Source organism: Streptomyces azureus, from assembly GCF_001270025.1.
Lineage (GTDB): Bacteria > Actinomycetota > Actinomycetes > Streptomycetales > Streptomycetaceae > Streptomyces > Streptomyces azureus.
In genome coordinates, this window is record NZ_DF968228.1 from 26,084 (window position 1) to 50,572 (window position 24,489).

Genomic DNA, 24,489 nt, shown 5'->3' on the forward strand with positions numbered 1-24,489 from the left:
GATGCGGGTCAGAAGACCTTGAGGTCCTTCTTGAGGAGCACGTCCTGGACCGGGTGATAATAGGAAACGCGATCGGCTTGCGCATCCGTGTTGCCACAGGCGTAGTCGAGGTAGTTGCCACCGGAATTGATGCCCAAGGCGGTCGTCCCCGTGAACAGCGCCCCTCCGCTGTCGCCGTCCTTGCTGCAGAGGCTGGTCTCGACCATGTTGTAGAGCGTGACCCCTTCGTCAGGGTAGTTCACGGTGGTGCTCGGTTGGAGCACTATGCCGTCCAAGTCCTGGCTTGTGGTGCCCACGCGCTTCACCTTCTCGCCGTCCGAGACCCAGCGCGAGGCCGTGATCTGCGACGAGGTGCCGTCCCTGTACTGGACCATCCCGAGCGGGGAGACGTCAGCATTCGTGTAGTCGACCACGGCCCAGTCCCCGGGCTCGTACGACCAGGCCGTCACCGTTCCCAACTTGACGTTGCCGCTGTACCGGTACCAAGTGAAGTTCTGACCGATAGTGCAGTGTCCGGCGGTGAGCATGAACTTCTCACCTGAGTCGTTCTGGACGTTGAACGCTGAGCTGCAAAGCCAGTCGTCGGAAAAGATGCCGACGCCACCTCGCATGTCATAGGCGGCCGGCTCCAGCTTGCCCGAGCGTCTCTCGACGCGTACCGCGTCTCCGTGCACCGTGGCAACTCGTTCAAGCCGGGCTCGATCAGCGGTGGAAACGCCATCGTAGATCTTGACGGACACCTGGTTACTGCTCGGGTCAACGCCCCAGGACGTGTTAGGGATACCAGCCAGTCGATCCAGCTCCGCGTGGATGGCGTCGAGTTCGTTCGCACTATGGGTGACGACCTCCGCCGTGCCGCCTGCGCTCCGAACCGATCTCGCGGCGGCCTCGTCGGTGACCCCGACAACGAGCCGCCCGTCCTTGTAGTACACGCCGGCGCTGCGATCGTCTCCGAGCTCGGAGGCCACCGCTGCGGCCTTCGCCGGATCTGTGAGCGCCGTCGGGGCCGCATGGGCACCGGGCGAGACGAGCACGGTGAGCAGGCCACCGACCGCCGCTGCAATTCCCACGCCGCGTATGCCAGGTCTTCGCATCTGTCCCCCCAGTAGACGAAAAAGGGCACGTTGTGCTGATCAACGTGCCCGGAGAAGGGTCTCCCCACGTGGTTGCCGACGAGTAAACGAGAGCTGACAACTCCCCGACAACGACGCACAGTTGACCTGCCGGCCCAGCCTTGGGGCATGCAGGCCAGGGCTGCCCTGCGCACTCAGGCCGCCTCAATGACGCCGCCGCGATCCGCCGGACGGTCGAGGCGACCGAGGGGGCGGAGGAGCGGCCCAGGGTGTGCCGGCCGGCTCAGGGCTGTCCCGTAAATGATCTTCGGCAGGCTGGGGTGGCCTGCTGGTTTCTGCGTCACCCGGCAAGGACGAGGTTGTGCAGGCGGGCGATGCCGAGCATGGCGTGGTGAACGCCGTCGCCTTTCAGCCGGCAGTCGCGAAGGATCTTCCAGTCCTTCATCCGGGCGAAGACGTGCTCCACGCGGGCGCGGACTTTGTGGACGGGCGGGGGGCTCAGCAGGTCGACGGCGACGGTCTTGTGGACACGGTTGGCATTGATGCCGGACGTGCCAGATCCGTGCCAGGTCGTACGGGGAATGCGGGGAATTCCGGGGGCTGAGGTAGTCGCTAGCCCTGCGCTGTCATCGCTCCGCCGCAGGTCGGCCCGTTAATCACTCCTAAGGGACCCAAGCTTCCCAAGCTGAGGATTCGGCCGCACAGCGCCTGAGTCCATAGAGTCACCCCGGAGGAGGGCGAGATGTCGTCTCTAGCGATCACATGGACATTGGGCAGTCAAGGCTGGGCCGTCGTCAAGGTGGCTGATGATCACGGCGAGGCGGAGGCCATCGCTTCTTACATTGCTGACGGACCCGAGCAGTTCCTCTACGCCGTTGCCCGGCTTGTCCTCGGTGACGAGGAAACACGCGCCGAGTTGGAGGGAGAGCCACAGGTGTACCGGTGGTTCTTCCACAGAGACGGATCTGTGGTCGACGTCCGCCTGGTCTTGGCTGACGACGCCCAAGCTCAGGACAGATCAGGGGCAGTTCTCTGGGCAGGCCGCCACACAATCAAGGCACTCGCACGGTCCGCCGTCCGAGCCTTCGACCGAGTCGATCATGAGCAGGGCGAAGAAGCCTATGAGGCTCAATGGGGCCGGCCGTTTCCACGAACCGAACTCGAAGCTCTGCGAACCGCAATGCGGTCGCACCAGAGAGCCACACCAGCCAACTGAACCGCCTCCGAGGCGGGCCGGTGATCGGAAGTCTGGGCCGTCCCTGGGCCGTCCGAGGCCGCTCAACAGTGGCCAATGACGACCAACGACGACCACCAGGCGCGTGAGCCCACCGCCCCTGACCAGCAAAACCCAGCTCACCAAGATCCCCGACAACACCCAGGGGAAGAAGACATGGTGGCTCTCCAACTGGTACTGCGCCAACCACGCGAAAATCGAACGTAGTTGGAGCGGCAGCTAGCAGACGCAGAGCATGATGGGGCCAACCGAATGAGGTCACAGCCAAGAGGGGGGAACTGTGTATCTCTGCCCGCATTGCACTCAGCCCATCGAGCCAACAGAGCATGGACTCGTGGCTCCTCACCTCCTTACTGAGTTCAGCGAGCTTCGCTGCAAGGGAGAAGGCCAGCAACCTGTGTGGGACGAGGAGGGGGCGAGGCATGGGCGAGTTGCTGTAGAGGTCGAAATCCGGGTCAGAACGGGACAAGCCGATCCCATGGCAGTGACCCGCCAGCTCCTTCGTCGAGTTACGGGACAACCCTGAGCTAAGAGATCGTCTCAACTGGCTTGATCACTAGGCTGGCGGATGTGATGGCAATGGTGGGGCGTCTGGTGCCGGATGGGTTGTGGGAGTTGTTCCAGCGGGTGGTCCCGGCTGCGCCGGTGCGTCCGCAGGGTGGCGGCCGACGCCGCTACGGTGATCGCGAAGTGCTGGCGGCGATCCTGTTTGTGGCCACGACGGGGTGTACCTGGCGGCAACTGCCGCCGGTCTTCGGCCCGTCCGGGCCGACCGCGCACCGGCGGTTTACCGAGTGGAGCCGGGCCCGAGTATGGGGCAAGCTCCACCGCCTGGTCCTGGACGAACTCGGCGTGCGTGGCGAGTTGGACTGGTCCCGGTGTGCCATCGACTCAGTGAACATGCGCGCGACGAAAGGGGGGATCTGACGGGTCCGAATCCCGTAGATCGCGGCAAGAAGGGATCAAAGATCCACTTGATCACCGAGCGGACCGGTCTGCCCCTCTCCATCGGGATCTCCGCCGCGAACACCCACGACAGCCAGGGGTTCGAACCCCTGGTGCGCGGCATCCCGCCCATCCGCTCCCGCCGCGGGCCGCGCCGACGACGACCCGCCAAGCTCCATGGCGACAAGGGGTACGACTACGACCACCTGCGCTGTTGGCTACGCTCCCGGAACATCACCCCGCGCATCGCCCGCAAGGGCATCGAGTCCTCCCAGCGCCTGGGCCGTCACCGATGGACCGTGGAACGCACAGTGGCCTGGCTTGCCGGATGCCGCCGTCTGCACCGCCGCTACGAGCGCAAGGCCGAACACTTCCTCGCCTTCGCCGGCATCGCCGCTGCGCTCATCTGCTACCGGCGTCTAGCTGCGTGAGCCGGTTCATGCGACTCCGAGGAACCCCGGATCGGCGCCGTCGAACTGCAGGCACGAGTCGCGGCTCAGCCCCAGGAGTTCCGCCATGGGCACCGCTCGGCGACGGGTCGCCAGCAGATCCTGGCGGGCCTCAGCCGACCACAACGCCGGGAAGAACGACAATCCCTGCCGGCCGTTCAGCACGGACACCTCGCTGCGCCAGCCGTCCCACCGCAGGCCCCCATAGAACTCCTGGAGCCCTCCAGAGAGAATCCAGGACAGCCAGGCCGAGTGCCCGGCGCCCAGCGCCTCCCAGCCAAGGGAATCGGGGGCGAAGTACAGGATCTCGCCCGGCTCGCCGGGCCGACCGGCCTCACGGGGGTTTCCTCCGTTGAGGGCGAACACCCCGCCCAACACATCGTGCGCAACCACGAGTCCCGCCCCTGGCCGCCAGGCCGGATCGAACGTCGAGGGCATCGCGTTGATCTCCGCCAGGCCCGGCAGTCTCTCGGCGTGGGCGGCACCCGGGCTTCCGAAGATCCGCAACCAGCCGCTGTCGACCAGCAGACCGCCGCTATTCAAGACGATCCCGCCCAGATTCGACCGGGCCGAGACCTGGAGCTGCAACAGCGAGGCACGGCCTGTCTCGGCATCTCCGGGCAGCACCTCAACTGGTACGTCAGTGCCGGACAGCTCCTGGAGAAGGAGCGGCCAGGCTGGATCATCGACGTTGAGCAGCTCATCGACCTCGCGCATCCCCGCATCGTCGCACCAGCACTGAAGACGCAGTCCGCCGGGGCACCTTCACTTCGATCCACCAAACGAGATGATCTCTAGGGACTGCTGCACGGATAAGTGACACCTGACCTGGCTTGCTGAGAGGCGGCCTGGAAGGACGTTGCAGTGCCCAAGCCGTATCCGAAGGAGTTCCGCGAGGACGTCGTGCGGGTCGCGCGCAACCGTGAGCCCGGCGTCACGCTGGAACAGATCGCCGCCGACTTCGGGGTCCACCCGATCACGCTGTCGAAGTGGCTGCGCCGCGCCGAGACCGATGAGGGCGCCAGGCCCGTGACGGCGTCGGGTGAGTTGGCCGAGCTGCGCGAGGCCCGCAAGCGCATCCGGCTGCTGGAGCAGGAGAACGAGGTCCTGCGGAGGGCCGCGGCGTATCTGTCGCAGGCGAACCTGCCGTCAAGATGATGTACCCGCTCGTCCGCGAGCTGGCCGCCGCCGATGCCCCTCACCGGGTGCCGGTGGCGGTGACGTGCCGGGTGCTCGGGCTGGCCCGCCAGCCCTACTACCGGTGGCTGGCCTCACCGGTCACCGATTCCGAACTCGCCGAGGCTCACCGGGCCAACGCGCTGTTCGACGCGCATCGCGACGATCCCGAGTTCGGTCACCGCTTCCTTCTCGACGAGGCCCGGGCCGCCGGTGAGTCGATGGCTGAGTGAACCGCCTGGCGGATCTGCAGGGACAACGGCTGGTGGAGCGTGTTCGGCAAGCGCAGAGGCCGTGGGAAGAACGCCAAGGCCGGGCCGCCTGTCCATGATGATCTGGTGCGGCGGGACTTCACCTCAGCCGGGCCGAACCGGTTGTGGCTGACGGACATCACCGAGCACGCAACCGGCGAGGGCAAGCTGTATCTGTGTGCCGTCAAGGACGTGTACTCAGGCCGCATCGTGGGCTATTCCATTGACGCCCGGATGAAGTCCAGTCTGGCGGTGAGAGCCCTTGAATCCGCGGTGGCCCGCCGCGGTCGGGTCGCCGGATGCATGGTTCATTCCGATCGCGGGTCGCAGTTCCGCTCACGGAAGTTCGTGTCCGTTCTCGCACGTCACGACCTGGTCGGCTCCATGGGCCGGGTCGGTGCGGCCGGCGACAACGCGGCTATGGAGAGCTTCTTCGCGCTGCTGCAGAAAAGCGTCCTCGACCGCCGTGCCTGGGCCACCCGCCAGGAGCTGCGGATCGCGATCGTCACCTGGATCGAGCGGACCTACCACCGACGCCGGCGGCAGAGACGCCTGGCCCGATTGACCCCCGTCGAGTACGAGACCATCATGACCCCACCCGCAGCCCTGGCTGCATAAACCCCCACTGTCACCCGATCATGCAGCAGTCCCCTAAGTATCACGGGCGGGGGCGCTGGATGAAAGGCTTCACTCCAGTCGATGAGTTCAGCACCAGGTACCGTGGCGAGTCCTGGCACTGGATGGTTGTTACGCACGCTGCCAACTACTTGTGACGCTGACAGCGGCCCGTCAGTGGAGCACGGCTCGCCCAAGGCCGACCGGATTGGTTCGCAGTTTCAATCCTGCCTCAAATCCAGCACGATATTGCACACGCGGCCTCAGCGGCTGTTCCTTGGCCCGATCCAATTAAGGGCGTTAGCTACAGCCAGTGCGATGGCAAAAGCGCCGGCAAAAGTGACAGCGCCATACCGCACACATTCCCATGGATTACAATGCGCCGCTTGGGCCAGCACGACAGAGGTCAATGCCGCCACGAGAGAAACCAAGAGCACAATAGAAACATTGTGCCCCTTGCAGTTATGCCCAGCCACTTCAGTGACCCCTTCTTTCTTATGGGGCCATCTTCGTGTGCGCAGGTGCACCAGAAGACGGCCTCACTTCGGCCATTAACTGATGTCCTGCGCAGTTCGCTCGTACTACGCTCTCCCTGTTGTTGACATAACGGAGCCACTGGGCTGCCGGTGCCCCGGGAGACTCGGGCGGGCACGCCCCAGAAGATAGCCGCCCCTTCACACGCCAGCAAGTCCGCTGGCTGCAGGCTTTACTCCCCTGAACCCGCAGCTGGGAAAGGTCCCACAGTGGAGGCGACACACGCGGAGATGTCCGTTTCCACGCCCGCCGCCAAGCCCTCCTCGCAGAGACGGCCTCCCTTCTCGCGCAGGTCCAGGTAGAAGCGCGTGAACTTGCCGTCCTGCCTGAGACCGTGGATGCGTTCGTCGATGTAACCAAGGTCGTTCAGAACCTTCCTGACCTTGGCAGGGGTGGGCTCCGAAACCGCCTGCAGCGCCTGGACAATGCGCTGTTCGTGCTGGACGCTCATGCACCAGTCTCGGTCGTTCAGCTCCGCCCCGGGACCCGTGGGGGCGCCAGGCTCGATCGGGACAGCCGGAGGGGTCTCGCCGGGGGCGAGGCTCTCCTTCTCCTCCTTCGCCGAGCCGGCTGGCCTCTTGTCAGACGGGCCTGGCCCAGTCGCGGTCTCGGTCTCGGTCTCAAGACATGGCTGCGCAACCTTGTCGAGCATCGCCATGAACCCCGCCTGCTCGGGCCCCGAGGATGTGGCACTCTCCTCGGCGCTGACGCTGCGACCCGGCTTGCTCTCAGACCCACCGTCACTCGGGCTCTCGCTCCCGCAGCCGGCAAGCGCCAAGGTAGCGAGTGCGGTTACCGTCAGGGCACGCCGGGGGCGGACAAGCGGGCTGATGGAAGCGAAGATCGGTGTCATGGACACAGTCTCCGGTCGACGTCGCGCGCCCCACATGGGTATGCGTACTCATACACACAAACACTCACGGAACGTGGCTGTGAAATTTTCCTACGTCTCATCCGCCTCACCACGTAGGACACGGTCTTAGTTACTGGTCTTGATGCCGGGTCATGCTTCCCGATCGGCAACATCCGACACAGGCAAGCCGAGGGCAATCGTCACGCTGTGAGCTTGGACGGACCGCGCTACCCTTTGGCTCGGCCAGACGCAAGATGAGTACGGCAACTTCGTATGGGCCGGCCCGCTTGCCTCGTACCAGTCCGCACCCTTGGGCGAGCCGCGAAGCACACAGTTGCCCCCAGCCACCGGGCCACAGCCGCCCCAACCATCGGCCAGAGCAGCATTGGTGCGTGTCTAACTGCGTGACAACGTCGACGAACGACGGCGGACGAACACAAACGTCTGCGGACCATTCAGCGCAGGTGGTAGCCACACCGGCCTAAGAAGCTGTTGTCTTTTCGATCTTGAGCGGTGGTGGTCGAACGCGGATTCCCGGTGGGTGATCTCGCGGTGGGGAGGGCGTGAAGGTAGGACCTCCTGATGTTGCTCGGTGATTCGACACCAACGAGCTGTTCAGGAGGCCCTACCGGTATGCACCAAGAGCCCTACAACACCGAACCGGGACTCCCCTTCGACGCGCATCTCTCAAGATCGGAAGGACAAGCTGCTTAGCGTTGTTAGTCCAGGATGGACTCGTCGAAAACGGTCTCCGACCACTCCAACGTGTTAAGGTCCTGCTGCCAGGCACGGCGCTCAAGTCCGATGGTCGCGATGGTGTGAAAGTTCTTCCCGTCGATCCGGAAATCCGTCGTTTTCACCTCACCGTCCTTAGACCAGACAATCTCAGGGATCCACACGCAGTCGCAGGTACGGGTCTCCACCGTGAGGTCGATATTTAGTGTTCTCCCACCTATGAGCTCTTGAGGCAATGCTTCCTCGCCTTCAAAACTCACGGTCGCGAAGTCGGCGCCGCCATCAAGGTCGGCATAGGCTCTTAGCTCTACGGGGCCTCCTCCGCACTGGCCGTTCTGCAATCCGACCAATGTCGCTTCGTCAGCAGTCGGAGCCGGTTTTCGTTCGAGGATCTTGATCCGCAGCTCCTTGACCTGCAGCGGCCTGTTATCGACAGGCTGGACATCAATACTGAGATGTGTGCTGGCGGGGTCTCCCGCTGTGTCATCGTTGATGAGCTCTGGATCCGGGCTACCGTCTTCTAACACGGGTATGTTGCTGAAGTCGTTGGGGGGCTTGTTCACTACCCATGCCTCCCACGGGCACAGATAGCCGTTACGTAAATACTGAATGCCCTGTGCCTCTGCCTCAGACTGGTCTGCTCGTCTGCCTGTCGCCGATGAGGACGGAGCACCAGGTACAGGGGAAGGGGACACAGGCGCCGACGACGATACGGAGCCGGATGGCTGCACGCCCGGCTTGGTAGAGACCGCAACCCTCGGCGAGCGAGAACCGGACACATACAGGGGTGGCTTGTCTTCTTTGAACTGATCACTAATCCATGAGAAACCGCCAGCAATCCCAAGCCCGGTGACCGATACGACAACCGGCGCGATGATCGCCGTGGCGGTAAAGTTCCCGTCCCTCAAAGGCAGATACCGCCGCCAGCCGCCCCCGGTACTCGCGTTGGGCTCTGTCTGCCCGTCGGGCGCAGGCTGCACAGGTGCAGGCGCCGGGGGTGGGGACGCGTGCGGCTGGCACGACGGTTCCGGCGCTGCTCCACCATGTGGTAGCTCTGGTGAGTCAGGTGATAGCGAGGTGTTGTCTGACATGAGGGCCTCCTGTAACAGGTGGAGTCGTCGTCTCAGAAGACGTCCCATCGAATGCTGCGTTAGAAACTCGTATCTTTTCGATCTCGAGCGGTGGTGGTCGAACGCGGATTCCCGGTGGGTGATCTCGCCGTGGGGAGGGAATGAAGGCAGGGCCTCCTGAACAGCTCGTGGGTGTCGGATCCATAGTGCGTCAGGAGGCCCCGGTGCCGCAGTCTTCCGGGCCAGTGCTGTTGGAGTCCAACTCGGCTGCTCTGTCGTGTGATTGCCTCGCGCATGTGTACGGCAACGCGGCCGACCGGCCCGAGCGGCAACGTCGATACCCGACGGACATGACGGACGCGGAGTGGGCAGCGATCCGGCCGCTGCTGCCGGTGCCGGGCTGGATGAGCGGCCGGGGCGGCCGACCGGAAGGGTATTGCCACCGGGCGATGCTGGATGCGATCCGCTACCTGGTAGACAACGGGATCAAATGGCGTGCCATGCCGGTCGACTTCCCACCGTGGGACCGGGTATACGCCTTCTTCCGCCGCTGGCGCGACCATGCTCTGGTCAATGAGTTCCATGACCGGCTACGCGCGCAGGTCCGCGAAGGGCTGGGTCGGGACGTGGAGCCGACGGCCGGCGTGATCGACTCGCAGTCAGTCAAAGCGGACGCGGTCGTCGGGTCGGACAGCCGCGGTTTCGACGGCGGCAAGCTGATCAACGGGCGCAAGCGGCACGTCGTCGTCGATACCCTCGGCCTGCTGCTGGGGATGATGGTCACGAGCGCGGATGTCGGCGACCGCACAGCCGGCCAGGTCCTGCTCACGCAGGTGGCCGACGCCCACCACCGCCTCGCCCTCATCTGGGCTGACGGCGGCTACACCGGCAGCCTCGCCGAATACTGCCTGGCCACGCTCGCCCTGGTCCTGGCAATCGTCAAACGCAGCGACGATCAGCGGGGCTTCGTGGTCCTGCCCAAGCGGTGGATCGTCGAGCGCCTCTTCGCCCACCTGATGCGAACCCGCCGCCTGGTCCGCGACTTCGAGCGGCGCACCACCAGCGCCGAGGCGATGATCTACTGGTCGATGACCCTGCTCATGACCCGCCGCCTGGCCCGGTCACACCGGCAGCGAGGGTGAACCGGCCCGGCTGCTGCTCGGCCAGCCAGCCGCGGGCGACCAGTCGTTTCGCCTTCGACCGGAGTGCCTCCACCCGCGCCGGCACCACGTCCATACCGAACGCGGCGGCCATCTCCTGGCAGGTCAACGGGTCTTGGCCAAGCCGGGCCCGCTCCGCGAGCGCCTTGAGGATGCGCTGGTAGTCGACCGACAGCACCGACCAGGCCAGCCCCTGGCGCCACATGGGCACCTGCGACTTCGCCTTCGCCGCATCCCGGGGCGCCGACTGCGCGTCCGCATCCCGCGAATCGTCGGTGATCTCTGCGTCGGCGGTGGTGCCGACGTCCGGAGCCAGCACCGTATCGACCCGCCTGCGGGCGATCGCCCACTCCTGCCATTCCTGCTCGGCCTCGGCCAGTTCGGCCTGGATACGGTCCGCCTCCTCCCGCAGCCCGTCGACCCGACGGCGAGCGGCGAGCTCCTGCTGTTCCAGTAGTCCAACGACCGACGGCATCCGCGACCTCCCGGGGAACGACGACCCGACAGGCCACCACTCCCACCGAATCACCCACCCCATGCCCGACCAACGGAACCGCGGCGATCACGTTCGGAAAGACAACAGCTTCTAAGGCAGCGCCCCCACCCAAGTTGCTTCGGGGCGAAGAGGTCGCGGGTTCAACCCCAGGCAGCAACAGCACCTTCGGTCACCTGAGACCGTTGCTGCTTCCACGGGCCCTTTCCGTTCCCGGCCGCCTTTGCTCGGCGCCGCTGGTGTAATCCCACTATGGACGCAACCGTCGCAACTCTGATCGGTACCACTATCGGTACGGTCGGCGGGCTGGCCGGTGGGCTCTTCACCGCCTTCCTCCAGAACCGACAGGCACGAGTCCAACTTGAGGTCGAGGAACGGCGCCGCAGAGACGACCTACGGCGCGAAGCATGCAACGCCTTCGCCAACGCGGCTCACCAGTACCGGATGCACTGGTGGCACCTCAACTCCAAGTTGGGCAAGGGAGACGCCGATCGGGAACTGTTCGACGGGAGCGCCGCCCTGTGGACTGAGGTGACGGCTGCACACAGCCGGGCAGCGATTGCCGGGCCGACGAAGGTCGCGGAGGCTGCCGACCAGTTGTTGGCGCAGCTGCACGCGATGGACAGCGCCGGCACGGAGTGGTTCTCTAGCGTTGAGTCCGGATTTCAACATAGTGTGGACGTGCTCCGGGATGAGCTCCTGGCCGCGAGGCGTGCCGTCCGGGTCGGAGCATTCGCGTCCGTCGTTCGGCGGGAACTCGGCAACGACGGATCGTAGTTCACAAGCCCTCTTGCACAATCCCAAGGGATCCGCGGCACCCACTCGCCCGAGAAGGCGGTCACAAGGCAGCGCCGCCGACCGCAACGACGGCAGCGGCGCCCGGTGACCCGGCGCGGGGCTGGCGTTAGACGATCGGACCGGCACACCAGGGCCTGCCCGCATCTTCTTAAAGCGGGTGTCGCATGTTCGAATCCTGCCGGGGGCACCCTGCATGAGATGCCCAGAGACCCCGTCACCAGCGGAAACGCTGAGGTCGGGGTCTTCAAGCGGCGCTCAAGTAGGTGAGTCCGGATTTCCTCACCGGGTTGCTCTCAGTTCGTTTCGTCTTGCTGCTGCCAGACACGAGGCCAGTTGCCGGACGGTGGAGGGGGCCCCAAGATGCCCAGGTCACGCCGTGCGAGAGCATAGAAGTCATCACGCGCTCGGCTCATCTGCCCGACTGCTCTCTCCCAGCCGGCAGGGTCGTCCTTCAGGCCGCGAGCATAAAGTTCGACGTTCCACACAGCTTCATGCCACTTACGAGCCGCCCCTATGGTCTCAGCATCCCCAACGAGCAGCACCGTTTCCCACTCGGCTGCACGCCGCGCCTCGGCCTCGGCGAGCTGTGCTAGGCCCTGCTCCGGATCCAGCGGGTCCACAGCGTGCTGGAACCCCCTTGCGGCCCCTATGCGCTGGGCGATGTTGATCTGATGCTTCAAGCTGTTCGCGTAGGACGCGTAGGTGTCCAGTCTCTTCTGATCCCAGCGTTCGGCTCTTGCCCGTCGCCACCGGCTCCGTTCCGTAAGGCTGGTTGCCACGTAGGAGCCGATGGCTCCCACGACAACGCCGGCCAAAGCAGGCAACTGCTCCCACAACGTTGATCCCCCATGACTAAGACACCGACGACGTCTAAGGCAGACAGTCGGAGACACAGTGCCGTACTCAGTGGCTTCGGGGTAGGTGGTATGCCCGCGATCTCATGCCGTGCAGCGCGCGCTTCGTGCACAGTCCGACCGGTCCGGACGGGTGAGTCTCCGGGCTCGGGGCCTCGTAGAATCGCCGGGTGAACGCCCCCGCACCCCCGGCCGAAACCCTCCGCGCCGCCCTCGCCGGTCTGCTCGACGGGCTGCCGCCCCGGCAGGCCGCGCAGGCGGTCGAGCGGCTGATCGCCAGCTACCGCGGGGCCACCCCGACCGACGCTCCCATCCTCCGCGACCGGGCCGATGTCGCCGCCTATGCCGCTTACCGCATGCCCGCGACCTTCGAGGCGGTTCGCTCCGCGCTGGAGGCGTTCGCCGAGGCCGCGCCCGCGTGGGTGCCCGGATCGCACACCGACGTCGGCGGTGGTACGGGCGCGGCCGCCTGGGCCGTGAGCGCGACCTGGGGCGGAAAGCGACCCGTCACCGTGCTCGACTGGGCCGAGCCCGCGCTCGCCCTCGGCCGGGAGATCGCCGCGGCCGATCCGGCCCTGCGGGACGTACGGTGGCAGCGCTCTCGGATCGGAGCGGCGCTCACCCTGGAGAGCACTGATCTCGTCACCGTCTCCTACGTCCTGAACGAGCTGACCGCCCCCGACCGCACCGCCCTCGTCGACGCCGCCGCGGCCGCGGCCCGGGCCGTGGTGATCGTCGAGCCCGGCACCCCCGACGGCTACGCCCGGGTCATCGAGGCCCGCGACCGGCTTGTCGACGCCGGCTTCCACGTCGCCGCGCCCTGCCCGCACAGCGACGCCTGCCCCATCGCCCCGGGCACGGACTGGTGCCACTTCTCCGCCCGGGTCAGCCGTTCCTCCCTGCACCGCCAGGTCAAGGGCGGCTCCCTCCCCTACGAGGACGAGAAGTTCAGCTACGTCGCCGCCGCCCGCTTCCCCGTCACCCCGGCACCCTCCCGTGTCGTGCGGCGCCCGCAGATCCGCAAGGGCCAGGTCCTCCTCGACCTGTGCGAGACCGAACCGTCCCTGAGCCGCACCACCGTCACCAAGCGCCACGGCGATCTTTACAAGGCGGCCCGGGACGCGGACTGGGGCGACGCCTGGCCGCCCGAGTCCTGATCAGCGGGTGCGCACGAGATCAACTCGTGCCCTCGCCGGCCCAGCGGTTCAGCATGTCCTGCGCCGACGCCCGGTCGGCGGGGGACAGGTTCGCGATCTCGATGTTGTGGTTGCCTCCCGGGACCCAGAGGACCCGGGAGTCGCGGCCGCCGGGGTCGAAGTACTCGGCCACGGAAGGATCCTGGGTGCCGTTGACGAACAGCAGCCGGCTGCCGCGCCGGCGGACCCAGCGGTCGATGTCCGGCATGGCTGCCGTGTCGAAGGTCATGGGGATGTCCCGGGGGACGAAGTTGCGCGCCTCGATGCCGCCGGAGTGGCGTATCAGGTCCGCCAGATGGTCGGTGGGGACGTCGCCGTACCCCAGCTGCGTGCCGATCTGGTACCAGTACGGGACGTACCGCCGCGCCGCCGTGTCGGCGTAGAAGGGCAGCCCCGCCGTGTCGTCGAGCCAGGTGTACAGCTCGTCGGCCGTCGCCTCCGGGCCGGGGATCGTGGCGACGTCGGCAGCGCTGCCCCGCTGCCAGAACATGAACAGCACGCGCAGCACGGCGATCTCGAAGGCCTGGTCGGCGCTGCCGATGATGCGGAAGGTGTCGTTGCGGGCGGTCGCCCAGGCCTTGTAACGGGCCACCATCCCGGCCCGTTTGAGCAGCAGCCGCCGCTGTGCGGACTTGACGGCCTCGCGGCCCGTGGGGGTGCCGACCGTCTCCAGGAAGCGCAGGTAGGCGGAGTCGTCGCGGTCGTCGACGTTGTTCGGAGCCGAGTAGACCACCGTGCCGTCCATGTCCTGGGGGTGGAAGCGGCGGTGGTAGACCGTCGCTGTGCCGCCCTTGCTGCTGCCGGTGGAGATCCACGCGCCGGGGTAGAGCCGGCGGAAGAGGCGGACGACGCGGTGGTGGTCGTCGGCGGCCTGGCGGATCGTGAGGTGGGCGTAGTCGGTCCCCGCCGGGCGTGACGTGCCGAAGTAGCGGTGTTCCACCTGGAGTTGGTTGGCACCGAGCAAGGTCGTCGGTTCGCTCCGCCAGGGCGAGAGGACCGCGTGGTAGCCCGTGGTGGTGAGGACCATGGGACGGTCGGCGGCGGTGTGCAGCAGGGTGAGGCGCTGCTCGAAGGTGCCGGCCGCGGGGTTCCTGTGGTCGACCGGCTGGCGCAGGCCCAGGACGAAGTGCCGGTAGCCCGGTTCGGCGTCCTGCCGCTCCTCGATCAGCCGCAGTCCGGGCAGTGCCCGCAGCGCGTCCGCGATGTCGCCGGTGCCGGGACGGGCCGCTCCGGCCGTCGCACGGGCGGGCAGGGACGTCGTCGCGGCGAGACCCGCCGCCGAGACGGCCGTCGCCGCCGAGGTGAGCAGTCGTCGTCTCGTCCACACGCGCATCGTGAGTCCTCCCGGGTGTCCGTCGGTCGCGGTTTCTCGGCCGCTTCAGTACATCCGCCGGACGTCCCGGGAGGATCCCGCACGCGAGGGGACCGCCTCCCCCGGGCGGGGGAGGCTCACGACGACCGGTCGGCCGTACCGCCCTCCTGCTGTTGCTGCCGCTTCTCCTGGAGCTTGCGCAGCAACTCCCGTTTCTGGGCCTGCGGATCGAGGCCGCCGCCGATCCTGCCGCCCCGGCCGCCGCCGCGCAGCGCCTTGCGGCCGAGCTTCTGGCGCGATCCGCCGACACCCAGCAGGTTTCCGGCTCCGCCTCGGGTCATGACGGACTCCTTCCCTGGTTCTCCTCCGCGACGAGACGGTTCGTCTCGTTCATGTTGCTCCACTGTCCGCGAGACGCTCCGTCTTGTCAACCTGTTAAATTCGACCCATGCCCGTACAGAGGTCCGCACCGCCCGCCCCCTCCAAGCCCGCCCCCGACTCCACCCGGCGCAGCGAGAAGTCCCGCCGTGCCATCTATGACGCCGCCCTCTCGCTCGTCGTGGAGGTCGGCTATCCGAAGACCACCATCGAGGGCATCGCCGCCCGCGCAGGTGTCGGCAAGCAGACGATCTACCGCTGGTGGTCGTCGAAGGCGGACGTGCTCATGGAGGCGTTCCTCGACCTGGGCGAGCAGTCCCTGCGGGAAGCGGGTCCGGTGCCGTACACCTTCCCCGACACCGGCGACCTCGCCGCCGACGTCAAGGGCGTCCTGCGCGCCACCGTGGACCAGTTGCGCGACCCGAGGTTCGAGGCGCCGTCCCGCGCGCTGGCCGCCGAGGGCGTCGTCAACGAGCAGCTCGGGCGCGAGCTGGTCGCCAAGCTGATGCAGCCCTCACTCGACCTGTACATGGAACGGCTGCGTGCCGCACAGGACGCCGGGCAGGTGCGGCCCGACGTCGACCCGCGCATCGCCCTGGAGTTCTTCATCTCCCCGCTCGCCCAGCGCTGGCTCCAGCACACGGGCCCGATCTCCTACGAGTACACCGACACCCTCGTGGACTACGCCCTTCACGGCCTCGCGCCCCGCTGAGCGGCCCGCGCGAGGCGCCCCGGCGTGTCCGTGATCACCCCGTCGCAGCCCAGCGCCAGCACCCGGTCCCGCTGCGCGTCCGTCACCACGGTGTGCGCCCACACCCGCCGGATCCCCGAGCGCACCGCCCGCACCAGGTCCGCGTCCCGCGCCCGGTGGTCCACGTCCAGCAGGTCCACGTACGACCGCCAGCGCTCCGGGCGGTCGGTGCGCAGTTGCCGCGCCGAGCGCCACAACTGGGCGAGCAGGCCCAGGCGATGGGCGCGCCGGGCGACCTCCGGGTCGTTGGAGTTCACGAACACCGAGCGGGTCAGGCCGCGGGCCCGGATCAGCCCGGCCAGCCGGTCGAGGCTGCGCGGGTCCTTCGCCTCCAGCATCAGCACGATCCGCCCGCCGAAACGATCCAGCACCTCCGCGACCGTCGGCGGCCGTTCCGACCGCCAGCTGCCCGGCAGGGCGTCCTTCGGGCGCAGCCGGACGCCCTGCCACTCCCGGGCGTCGAGGCCGCGCACCTCGCCGCCCAGGTACGTGGTGCGGTTCAGGGTCTCGTCGTGGAACACCACGGGCGTCCCGTCGCGCAGCAGCCGCGTGTCGAAGTCCAGCACCTGCGCCGTACCGCGCTCGTAGGCGGCCATCAGCCCCGTCATGCTGTTCTCGGGGACCTCGCGGGCGCCGCCGCGGTGGGCGACGTACGTGATCCGGGGGAGCGCCGCCACGGTCAGGGGGCCGGTGCCCCACTCCAGCGGGCGGGTGTGTCCGGCCGGTGGACGGATGCCCGCCGGCAGCGCCGGGGCGGCGCCGGCCGCCGGTCCCGTGAGGGGCGCCGGTCCCGTGAGGGTCAGCGAGACCACCGAAACCGCGGAGGCGAGACCCGTCAGCGCGATCCTTGTGACCATGGCGACCACGGTAGGGCGCCATGTCACGGCAAAGCGGGCAATGACACCCGATCACGGTGCGGAGTACGCCTCGCCCCACGGGCATATGCCTCGCCCCACCGGTACATGTCTCGGCCCTCCTGCCCCGGATGTGGGCACTGGCCCCCCGGCGCGCGGGAAGATGGGACCATGAGGCATGCTGTTCCGCACGACAGCGAGGCGAGGGGATAGATGAGCGCGGAGTACGGCGGCAGGACCGGCCTACAGGGCAAACTCACCCAGTGGCTGCGCGCCGGGCGCCGGCCGAAGGAGACCGCCGGTGACGGCGGCCGTGAGGACCTGCTGCTCGCCGCCGCCGGCGCTGGACTGCCGCTCGCGCCCGCCGCCCACCCGGCCGGCTACCGCTGCTCCTGCGACCGCGTCGGCTGTCCCACCCCGGCCCGGCATCCGGTGTCCTTCGCCTGGCAGACGCAGTCGACCACCGACCGCGCCCAGATCGAACGCTGGGCCCGCCATCAGCCGCAGGCCAACTTCATCACCGCGACCGGCATGGTGCACGACGTCCTGGACGTGCCCCTGGATGCCGGTCGCAGTGCGTTGGAGCGGCTGCTCGCCGACGGCGTCGAGGTCGGGCCCGTCGCCGAGAGCGACGACGGCCGCATGCTGTTCTTCACCCTCACCCGCGGGACGCCCGAGGACGAGGACGAGTGGTGGCCGTGCGAACTGGACTGCCACCCCGAGACGATGGACGAGCATCCCGGGCTGCGGTGGCACTGCCGCGGCTCCTACGTCCTCGTACCGCCGGCACGGCTGCCCGGTGAGGACCAGACCGTGCACTGGGTGCGCGGGCCCGAGCACCCGCTGCCGGATCCGCTGACCCTGCTGGAATCCCTGACGGAGGCCTGCGCCCGGTACGTCGGTGAGGACGCCGGCCAGGCCGGGGCGGCCTGGCCGGTGCGGCGGCACTGAGCCGGTCCCGCTCCGCCCTTACGAGCCTTCCGCCGACGTCATTCCCTGGATCCGGCCGAGGATCGTCACCTTCTGCTTGCCGCTGCCCTTCGGCGGGTCCAGCGCCACCTCGTTGGAGACGAACTCCATCATGAGGGACTGCTTGATCTCACCGGTCGTCAGCGCGAGAACGTCCTTGTTCGGAACGGGGAACGACGTGCCCGCGTAGGCCGTCTGCTTCTCGTAGTGCCGGGTGGTGAAGAACACCAGCGCGCCGCCGTCCGCCGTGCGCAGGGCGAGGGGCTGGTAGTCGCCGTTCGTCAGCGGTTCGTCGATGTACTGGGTGACCAGGCCCGGCTTCTTGGAGTTCTTCTCGCGCAGGGCGCGCCACTGGCTGGTGTGGGAGCCGTCCGCGAAGGTGTCTCCGCCGTTCTTGAGGTAGGCCGTGTAGTCCCGGCTCAGGTCGCCGGGATCGGCGGCCAGGCCGGTCGAGTTCACCGGGACGGACTCGGCCCAGCCGTCCGCGTCCTTCTTGAACTCGGGGACCTTGCCCGGTGCGACGAGGGTGAGGTACGCGACCTGGAAGGGGTCGTCCAGGCTGCTGCGGGTGAACACGAGCAGCCAGCGGGCGGTGCCGCCCTTGTTACCGGCCGCGTCGACGAGGAACCAGCGGGGCCAGCCGGCCTTCTTGGGGATCGTGTACTTCGCGTCCGTCAGCTTCAGGGGCGCGTGGTTGGGGTTGCCGTCCGGGTTGTTCGCCTTCCCGGCCTTCAGGCGTGCCGAGTCGATGTCGGCCAGGGCCCCGGTGGTGTGGTCGGCGTCCAGGGAGGCGTCGTAGGCCTTGTCGGCCTCGTTGTACGCGGTCGTGAACTCCTGGAGTGCCTTGGCGGCTTCGGCGCGGGTGGTGGACGGGAGGATCTCCCGTTCGCCGTGCACCACGACGCATCCGCTCGCCGTCAACGACAAAGCGGTCACCGAGGCTGCTATGAGGGCGCTCCGGGCGGACCTGCGGAGCGTTCGAGGGTCGCGATCCCTGCTCATCGGGTTCCTTCACCTTCCCCTTTCCGGAGGCGAACCCTACCGGGTGCCTCCGGCGGTCGGGCCGGGGGTGTGCCTGCGGGAGGCTGGGCCGTGGCACCTGCTCGCGGTGGCGGGTCGGGGCCTCGCCGGCGTGTCCGTACACCCCCGACACGTCCTCCCTCTCGTCGTGTGCCAACTCGACCCGGCCGGCCTGTCGGTGGCCTGACGGGCGACGCCCAACTGCCGCGTGGGCGGGCGGAACGAAGGCCTCTTCCCGCATCGCCTCCCCGGCTACCGCTCACCGCTGGCACCCGTTCGTGCCGACCTGTTCCGATCGAGCGTGAACATGCCGCACCAGTACGCACGATGGCCGAAAGCGACCCTTATCGCCGCCCGTCCCCTTCCCGGCGGTCCGGCGGCCTGGGACAACCCGGCCGCCCGGGCGATGTTTGAATGCCCCCGTGACTGACTACGACGTGCTCCGCGTCTTCTGCGGGCCGAACGGTGGATACGGCAACGAACTCGGTGTCGTGCGCGAGGGTTCGGTACTGCCCGAGCGGAGCGACCGGCAGGAGTTCGCCGCGAAACTCGGGTTCAGCGAGACCGTGTTCGTCGACGACCCCGAGCGCGGTGTGATCGACATCTACACGCCCACCCTGCGCCTGCCCTTCGCCGGGCACCCGTGTGTCGGGACGGCCTGGCTGCTCGACGTGCCCGAGCTGGTCACGCCCGCCGGGGTGGTCGGTGCCCGGCAGGACGGGGAGTTCTGCTGGATCGAGGCACGGGCGGAGTGGGTGCCGCAGCGCACCCTGCGGCAGTACGGCAGCGCCGCCGAGGTCGACGACCTGGCCGTGCCGCCGCCGGGGGAGTGGGTGTACGCCTGGGCGTGGGAGGACGAGCCCGCCGGACGGGTACGGGCCCGGGCCTTCCCCGGACGCGGCGACGGGATCGACGAGGACGAGGCGACCGGGGCGGCGGCCCTGCTGCTCACCGACCGGCTCGGCCGCGCCCTCAACATCACCCAAGGCGCGGGCTCCCAGATCCTGACCGCGCCCCAGCCGGGCGGATGGACCGAGGTCGGCGGCCGGGTCCGTCTCGAACGCTGACCCGGCGGTGCGCGTTCGTACGGGTGGAACAGCGTGTGTGGGCGGTACCGAACGGGGACCTCTGGGCGTGACCACTCACCCTCCGCGAGAGGAGCCCCAGCGCGCATCCGATCCGCTCCGGTCGCCCTGACCGCCGCCGGTGGCGACGGCCCACGCCGGCGACGACGACCCCGGACACCGCAACGACAAGGACCACATCCCGTGCAGCCGGTACTTGGGTGAGATCGGCACCGACACCGCCGATCTCGAGTGGGGCGGCGCCGTCTGTCACAAGGGCGTCTTCGACATCTGAGCCGGCGGCTGACTGACGGCAGCAGCGGGCCCCCCTCGCCCCGTGCCAGGGGGACCCGCCGCGTGTTTTCCGGGTCCGCTCACGCCGACAGCGGGAACTCCTCGCCCAGCGCCTGGAACACCGCGTTGTTCATCGCGTACGCCCGCTTGCACTCGGACACGATCCGCTGCCGTTCCAGCTCGTCGCCGGGCACCGCGTCCAGCAGCTCCCAGTAACCCCGCTTGAAGGCGGCCGGGTTGGGGATCTGCTCGAACACGTAGAAGCGGACCCCGGCGCCCTTCTTCGGGAAACCCCACGTCCTCTCGGCCGTGTCGCGGATGATCTGCCCGCCGGAGAGGTCGCCGAGGTAGCGCGTGTAGTGGTGGGCGACGTAGCCGGCCGGCCAGGTCCGGGCGCAGTCGGAGATCCGCCGCGCGTACTCCAGGGTGGCGGGCAGCGCGCTGACGCCCGATCGCCAGCCGGGGCCGCGCAGGTACTCCAGGTCCTGCTCCAGCGAGGCCATCCGGAACAGCTCCGGGCGGACGAAGGGGCCGGCCACCGGGTCCCCGGCCTGACGTTCGGCACCGGACTCCAAAGCTCCGTACACGAACCACAGCTGCTCCGTGTAGCGGGCGAACGCGTCGACCCCCAGTTTGTGCCCCAGCAGGTCGCTCATGAACGTCGAGCCCCTGACCTCCTCGTGCTGCTCGCGGGAAGCGGTGCGAATGAGGGTCGAGAAGGATTCCATGGGCACATCCTCTTTGGTGGCTTACCTAAGTCAAGAGATTTGCCGACGCCCTGTCGGTAAAAGCGTACAAGAAAAAGCCCGCCCTGGCAGGGCGGGCTCGGTGCTCGATCATCAGGGCAGCGTCAGGATCTCCGCGCCCGTCTCCGTCACCACCAGCGTGTGCTCGAACTGGGCCGTCCGCTTCCGGTCCTTCGTCACGACCGTCCAGCCGTCGTCCCACATGTCGTACTCGTGCGTCCCGAGCGTCAGCATCGGCTCGATCGTGAACGTCATCCCCGGCTGGATGACCGTCGTCGCGTGCGGGCTGTCGTAGTGCGGGATGATCAGGCCCGAGTGGAACGAGCTGTTGATGCCGTGGCCGGTGAAGTCCCGGACCACCCCGTAGCCGAAGCGCTTGGCGTACGACTCGATGACCCGGCCGATGATGTTGATCTGCCGGCCCGGCTTGACCGCCTTGATCGCCCGGTCGAGGGACTCCCGGGTCCGCTCCACCAGCAGCCGCGACTCCTCGTCGACGTCGCCGACCAGGTAGGTCGCGTTGTTGTCGCCGTGCACACCGCCGATGTACGCCGTCACGTCGAGGTTGACGATGTCGCCGTCGCGCAGGACCGTCGAGTCCGGGATGCCGTGGCAGATGACCTCGTTGACCGAGGTGCACAGCGACTTCGGGAAGCCCCGGTAACCGAGCGTCGAGGGATAGGCGCCGTGGTCGCACATGTACTCGTGCGCCACCCTGTCCAACTCGTCCGTGGTCACCCCGGGGGCGATCAGCTTCGCGGCCTCCGCCATCGCCCGGGCGGCGATCCGGCCGGCGGCCCGCATCGCCTCGATCGTCTCGGGCGTCTGCACCTCCGGTCCGGTGTACGGCGTCGGCGCGGGCTTGCCGACGTACTCGGGGCGACGGATGTTTCCGGGCACGGGACGGGTGGGGGACAGCTCCCCCGGTACGAGCAGCGACTGGCCAGACATGCCAGCGAGTCTAACCAGCGGCCATGGGGGAACATGACGGTGGCGAGAGGAGCTGGTCATGGCCCTGTTCAAGAAGCGGACGGTCGGCAAGCCGGGCGAGTGGTACTACTGCCTGGAACACAAGAAGGTCGAGGAGGGGCCGGAGTGCCCCAACAAGGACCGGTTCGGACCGTACGCCTCCCGCACGGAAGCCGAACACGCGATGGAGACAGCCCGCGCACGCAACGTCCAGTGGGAGAACGATCCCAAGTGGCACGACGCCCCGGCGGGCGGGCGGAACGACGAGTAGGCGCACCCCGGCGGCTGCGCGCCGGCCGCGCAGCCGCACCACCGGCACAGCCGGTCCAGGGGGTGTCCCTACCAGCGTGCCGGCGGAGGGGCCGTCAGGTGTTCCGCCAGTCTCGCCACCCTGTCCCGGAAGCGGCGGCGGCCGCGTGGCGTCGGTAGGGCGTTCTCCCCGGCCGCCGCGCTGACCAGGTGCTGGACCGTGTCCAGGTCCAGCTCCGAGCCGTCGGGAACGGCCAGGGACTCGTGGGCCATCGCCGGCAGCTCGCCCTCACCGGGGCCGAGGGACAGCACCGTCGCCCCGGCGCGGCGGGCGTCGGACACCCGTTCAAGGAGGGGCGCGGCAGGCCTCTCGGGGGACACCACCAGCAGCGTCTCGCCCCGCCTGGCCGCCTCCAGCCGGCCGAGGCCGACCGCCAGGTGCGCGGGATCCGAGGGGCGCGCGTCGTGCCGTACCAGCGTCGGGGCCAGCTCCGGCGTGCCCGACCACGCCGCCTCGTCCACCAGGTGCGCCGCCAGGTGCCACGGCTCGTACTCCGGCGTGCCGACGAGCAGCATCCCGCCGCCGTGCGACACCACCGACCCCCGCAGCGCACCGGCGAACCGCCGCGTGGCGCCCAGCCACTCCGTCCCGGCGAGCACTTCCCGCAGCAGCGCGACCCGTACGGCATCCATACGACCGCATCCTGCCCCGACCGGTCACTCGTGATGCGGAATTCACCACGAATTCGCCCGGCTTGGGCAGGGGGACCGGTCATCCGTACCGTCGTCGAACGCCCGGAGGAACCCGCCGATGACCGAGACCAGCGTCCCCTTCCGCGCCGGCCGGGAGGGGTACGCCAGCTTCCGCATCCCCGCCGTCGTCGCCACCGTCCCCCACTCTCGGCTCCGCTCGAGCGGGGGCACCCCCATCGGCACGCTGCTCGCCTTCTGCGAGGGCCGTGTCGGCTCCCGGGACGACTTCGGGAACATCGACGTCGTACTCAAACGCTCCACGGACGGCGGCCGCACCTGGAGCCCGCTCCTGGTCGCCGCGAGGAACGGCGACGCCCTCGCCGGCAACCCGGCCCCCGTCGTCCTCGACACCGGCCGCGTGCTCCTGGTGCACGTGCGCAACGCCGCCCTCGCCACCGAGGACGCCATCCGGCGCGGCAAGGTCAGCGCGGCCGACGGGCGCCGGGTCTGGGTGCAGCACAGCGACGACGACGGCCTCACCTGGTCCGCGCCGAGGGAGATCACCCAGCAGACCAAGAAGCCGCACTGGCGCTGGTACGCCACCACCCCCGGCCACGCCGTCCAGCTGAGCACCGGCCGGATCGTCGTCCCCGCCAACCACTCCCTGCCGCCCACCGGCACGGACAACGGCACGGAGGGCAGGTACAACGGCGGCCACTGCCTGCTCAGCGACGACCGGGGCGCCACCTGGCGGATCGGCTACGTCGACGACAACACCGACGGCTACATCAACGCCAACGAGACCACCGCCGCCGAACTCCCCGACGGCCGCGTGTACTTCAACACCCGCAACGACTCCCCGTCGCCCGGCACCCGCGCCGACGCCCACTCCACCGACGGCGGGCAGACCCTGGTGAAACCCTTCCGTCCGCAGGCGGGCCTGTCCGCTCCCGTGTGCCAGGCGAGCGTCCTCCAGCTCCGCGACCCCGACGTGCTGCTGTACTCCGGCCCGGCCGACCCGGGCTTCCGCGCCCTGATGACGATCCGCGCCTCCGCCGACGGCGGCACCACCTGGCGCCCGGCCCACACCGTGGACGGCCTGCCCGCCGCGTACTCCGACCTCGTGCGCGTCGACGCCGACACCGTGGGCCTGCTGTACGAGACCGGCGACTTCAGCGCCTACGAGACCATCACCTTCCGCCGGGTGCCCGTGACGGAGCTGACCTGAGCCGATGACCGCGGCGGACGTAGAGTCTGGGCCATGACCTCTACCGACAGTGCTGCCACCGACAACGCCCAGAAGGCCCCGGCCAAGGACCCCTGGGACCTGCCCGACGTCTCCGGACTCGTCGTCGGGGTGCTCGGCGGGACCGGGCCGCAGGGCAAGGGCCTCGCCTACCGGCTCGCCAAGGCCGGCCAGAAGGTGATCATCGGCTCGCGCGCGGCCGACCGTGCCCAGGCCGCCGCGGAGGAACTCGGACACGGCGTCGAGGGCGCCGACAACGCCGAGACCGCGCGCCGCAGCGACATCGTGATCGTCGCCGTGCCGTGGGACGGCCACGGCAAGACCCTCGAATCCCTGCGCGAGGAGTTGGCCGGCAAGCTCGTCGTCGACTGCGTCAACCCGCTCGGCTTCGACAAGAAGGGCGCCTACGCGCTCAAGCCCGAGGAGGGCAGCGCCGCCGAGCAGGCCGCCGCCCTGCTGCCGGACTCCCGGGTCACGGCCGCCTTCCACCACCTGTCGGCCGTACTGC

The 24,489-nt window shown here is 68.5% G+C and carries 26 protein-coding genes and 2 pseudogenes; 14 read left to right on the top strand and 14 right to left on the bottom strand.

Annotated elements, in window-relative coordinates; translation table 11 throughout:
• Positions 1-8 precede the first annotated feature (8 nt).
• A complete protein-coding gene (locus AOQ53_RS08940; RefSeq protein WP_167745696.1) occupies positions 9-1,070 on the bottom strand; it encodes a S1 family peptidase in 1,062 nt (353 codons plus the stop codon).
• 343 nt (positions 1,071-1,413) lie between these two features.
• Positions 1,414-1,554, bottom strand: a pseudogene (locus tag AOQ53_RS40555) (transposase); the annotation flags it as partial.
• A 261-nt stretch (positions 1,555-1,815) separates the two neighbouring features.
• On the opposite strand from AOQ53_RS40555, the gene AOQ53_RS40560 reads away from it, so the two are divergent.
• From AOQ53_RS40560 to AOQ53_RS42685, 3 genes are all read left to right on the top strand, one after another.
• A complete protein-coding gene (locus AOQ53_RS40560) occupies positions 1,816-2,289 on the top strand; it encodes a hypothetical protein (RefSeq protein WP_078945216.1) in 474 nt (157 codons plus the stop codon).
• 103 nt (positions 2,290-2,392) lie between these two features.
• On the top strand, positions 2,393-2,530 hold the full coding sequence (locus AOQ53_RS44520) for a hypothetical protein (protein ID WP_167745697.1): 138 nt from the start codon (positions 2,393-2,395) through the stop codon (positions 2,528-2,530).
• A 356-nt stretch (positions 2,531-2,886) separates the two neighbouring features.
• A protein-coding gene (locus AOQ53_RS42685; RefSeq protein ID WP_167745700.1) for an IS5 family transposase occupies positions 2,887-3,683 on the top strand; the annotation gives its coding sequence in 2 pieces (ribosomal slippage) (positions 2,887-3,217 and positions 3,217-3,683; 798 coding nt in all).
• 6 nt (positions 3,684-3,689) lie between these two features.
• Here AOQ53_RS42685 and AOQ53_RS08955 read toward each other — a convergent pair.
• Positions 3,690-4,418: a DUF2625 family protein gene (locus tag AOQ53_RS08955; protein WP_059416447.1), complete on the bottom strand. Its 729-nt coding sequence runs from the start codon at positions 4,416-4,418 to the stop codon at positions 3,690-3,692.
• 147 nt (positions 4,419-4,565) lie between these two features.
• On the opposite strand from AOQ53_RS08955, the pseudogene AOQ53_RS08965 reads away from it, so the two are divergent.
• Positions 4,566-5,746 (top strand): annotated as a pseudogene (locus tag AOQ53_RS08965) (IS3 family transposase).
• A 703-nt stretch (positions 5,747-6,449) separates the two neighbouring features.
• Here AOQ53_RS08965 and AOQ53_RS45915 read toward each other — a convergent pair.
• Together AOQ53_RS45915 and AOQ53_RS44105 are read right to left on the bottom strand one after the other, a co-directional pair.
• A complete protein-coding gene (locus tag AOQ53_RS45915; RefSeq protein ID WP_059416449.1) occupies positions 6,450-7,130 on the bottom strand; it encodes a hypothetical protein in 681 nt (226 codons plus the stop codon).
• 719 nt (positions 7,131-7,849) lie between these two features.
• On the bottom strand, positions 7,850-8,428 hold the full coding sequence (locus tag AOQ53_RS44105) for a hypothetical protein (protein ID WP_148640306.1): 579 nt from the start codon (positions 8,426-8,428) through the stop codon (positions 7,850-7,852).
• An 857-nt stretch (positions 8,429-9,285) separates the two neighbouring features.
• Between AOQ53_RS44105 and AOQ53_RS08980 the strand changes: the two genes are divergently transcribed.
• Positions 9,286-10,077, top strand: coding sequence for an IS5 family transposase (locus tag AOQ53_RS08980; RefSeq protein WP_059416451.1), 792 nt, complete (start codon positions 9,286-9,288; stop codon positions 10,075-10,077).
• Here the strand turns inward: AOQ53_RS08980 and AOQ53_RS08985 are convergent.
• Positions 10,034-10,570, bottom strand: a complete 537-nt coding sequence (locus tag AOQ53_RS08985) for a hypothetical protein (RefSeq protein ID WP_059416452.1) — start codon at positions 10,568-10,570, stop codon at positions 10,034-10,036. The two genes, AOQ53_RS08980 and AOQ53_RS08985, sit on opposite strands and share 44 nt — an antisense overlap.
• 270 nt (positions 10,571-10,840) lie before the next feature.
• Between AOQ53_RS08985 and AOQ53_RS08990 the strand changes: the two genes are divergently transcribed.
• Positions 10,841-11,365, top strand: a complete 525-nt coding sequence (locus AOQ53_RS08990; RefSeq protein WP_059416453.1) for a hypothetical protein — start codon at positions 10,841-10,843, stop codon at positions 11,363-11,365.
• Between the two features lie 314 nt (positions 11,366-11,679).
• Here AOQ53_RS08990 and AOQ53_RS40565 read toward each other — a convergent pair whose 3' ends face one another.
• A complete protein-coding gene (locus tag AOQ53_RS40565) occupies positions 11,680-12,066 on the bottom strand; it encodes a hypothetical protein (RefSeq protein WP_236711635.1) in 387 nt (128 codons plus the stop codon).
• A 344-nt stretch (positions 12,067-12,410) separates the two neighbouring features.
• Between AOQ53_RS40565 and AOQ53_RS08995 the strand changes: the two genes are divergently transcribed.
• The gene (locus tag AOQ53_RS08995; RefSeq protein WP_059416454.1) at positions 12,411-13,397 is read left to right on the top strand and encodes a small ribosomal subunit Rsm22 family protein; all 987 of its coding nucleotides are present in this window, start codon (positions 12,411-12,413) and stop codon (positions 13,395-13,397) included.
• A 19-nt stretch (positions 13,398-13,416) separates the two neighbouring features.
• On the opposite strand, the gene AOQ53_RS09000 is transcribed toward AOQ53_RS08995, so the two are convergent.
• Positions 13,417-14,769, bottom strand: a complete 1,353-nt coding sequence (locus tag AOQ53_RS09000; RefSeq protein ID WP_059416455.1) for a S28 family serine protease — start codon at positions 14,767-14,769, stop codon at positions 13,417-13,419.
• Between the two features lie 116 nt (positions 14,770-14,885).
• Positions 14,886-15,089, bottom strand: coding sequence for a DUF6243 family protein (locus AOQ53_RS09005; protein WP_174523245.1), 204 nt, complete (start codon positions 15,087-15,089; stop codon positions 14,886-14,888).
• Positions 15,090-15,196: 107 nt separating this feature from the next.
• Here AOQ53_RS09005 and AOQ53_RS09010 point away from each other — a divergent pair, with 107 nt between their 5' ends.
• Complete coding sequence (locus AOQ53_RS09010) at positions 15,197-15,838, top strand: TetR/AcrR family transcriptional regulator (protein ID WP_059416456.1); 642 nt, start codon at positions 15,197-15,199, stop codon at positions 15,836-15,838.
• On the opposite strand, the gene AOQ53_RS09015 is transcribed toward AOQ53_RS09010, so the two are convergent.
• On the bottom strand, positions 15,817-16,734 hold the full coding sequence (locus tag AOQ53_RS09015; protein WP_167745698.1) for a glycerophosphodiester phosphodiesterase: 918 nt from the start codon (positions 16,732-16,734) through the stop codon (positions 15,817-15,819). The genes AOQ53_RS09010 and AOQ53_RS09015 overlap by 22 nt on opposite strands.
• A gap of 210 nt (positions 16,735-16,944) precedes the next feature.
• On the opposite strand from AOQ53_RS09015, the gene AOQ53_RS09020 reads away from it, so the two are divergent.
• Positions 16,945-17,682 carry a bifunctional DNA primase/polymerase gene (locus AOQ53_RS09020; protein ID WP_059416457.1) on the top strand — a complete coding sequence of 246 codons (738 nt, stop codon included), beginning with the start codon at positions 16,945-16,947 and terminating at the stop codon, positions 17,680-17,682.
• Positions 17,683-17,700: 18 nt separating this feature from the next.
• On the opposite strand, the gene AOQ53_RS09025 is transcribed toward AOQ53_RS09020, so the two are convergent.
• Positions 17,701-18,702: a hypothetical protein gene (locus AOQ53_RS09025; protein ID WP_078945218.1), complete on the bottom strand. Its 1,002-nt coding sequence runs from the start codon at positions 18,700-18,702 to the stop codon at positions 17,701-17,703.
• A 440-nt stretch (positions 18,703-19,142) separates the two neighbouring features.
• On the opposite strand from AOQ53_RS09025, the gene AOQ53_RS09035 reads away from it, so the two are divergent.
• Together AOQ53_RS09035 and AOQ53_RS44525 are read left to right on the top strand one after the other, a co-directional pair.
• On the top strand, positions 19,143-19,787 hold the full coding sequence (locus AOQ53_RS09035) for a PhzF family phenazine biosynthesis protein (protein ID WP_059416460.1): 645 nt from the start codon (positions 19,143-19,145) through the stop codon (positions 19,785-19,787).
• 139 nt (positions 19,788-19,926) lie between these two features.
• Positions 19,927-20,079: a hypothetical protein gene (locus AOQ53_RS44525; protein ID WP_167745699.1), complete on the top strand. Its 153-nt coding sequence runs from the start codon at positions 19,927-19,929 to the stop codon at positions 20,077-20,079.
• Positions 20,080-20,158: 79 nt separating this feature from the next.
• Here AOQ53_RS44525 and AOQ53_RS09040 read toward each other — a convergent pair whose 3' ends face one another.
• Together AOQ53_RS09040 and map are read right to left on the bottom strand one after the other, a co-directional pair.
• A complete protein-coding gene (locus AOQ53_RS09040) occupies positions 20,159-20,806 on the bottom strand; it encodes a biliverdin-producing heme oxygenase (protein WP_059416461.1) in 648 nt (215 codons plus the stop codon).
• Positions 20,807-20,917: 111 nt separating this feature from the next.
• Positions 20,918-21,775: a type I methionyl aminopeptidase gene (gene map / locus AOQ53_RS09045; RefSeq protein WP_059416462.1), complete on the bottom strand. Its 858-nt coding sequence runs from the start codon at positions 21,773-21,775 to the stop codon at positions 20,918-20,920.
• A gap of 58 nt (positions 21,776-21,833) precedes the next feature.
• On the opposite strand from map, the gene AOQ53_RS09050 reads away from it, so the two are divergent.
• Positions 21,834-22,064: a hypothetical protein gene (locus AOQ53_RS09050; protein ID WP_059416463.1), complete on the top strand. Its 231-nt coding sequence runs from the start codon at positions 21,834-21,836 to the stop codon at positions 22,062-22,064.
• A 68-nt stretch (positions 22,065-22,132) separates the two neighbouring features.
• Here AOQ53_RS09050 and AOQ53_RS09055 read toward each other — a convergent pair whose 3' ends face one another.
• Positions 22,133-22,735, bottom strand: a complete 603-nt coding sequence (locus tag AOQ53_RS09055) for a hypothetical protein (RefSeq protein ID WP_059416464.1) — start codon at positions 22,733-22,735, stop codon at positions 22,133-22,135.
• Between the two features lie 118 nt (positions 22,736-22,853).
• On the opposite strand from AOQ53_RS09055, the gene AOQ53_RS09060 reads away from it, so the two are divergent.
• Both AOQ53_RS09060 and npdG read left to right on the top strand, forming a co-directional pair.
• Entirely contained in the window at positions 22,854-23,963 is a 1,110-nt protein-coding gene (locus AOQ53_RS09060) for a sialidase family protein (protein ID WP_059416465.1), read from the top strand.
• 33 nt (positions 23,964-23,996) lie between these two features.
• Positions 23,997-24,489, top strand: a 493-nt coding sequence (gene npdG / locus AOQ53_RS09065) for an NADPH-dependent F420 reductase (RefSeq protein WP_059416466.1), incomplete at its 3' end; no start/stop codon positions are given.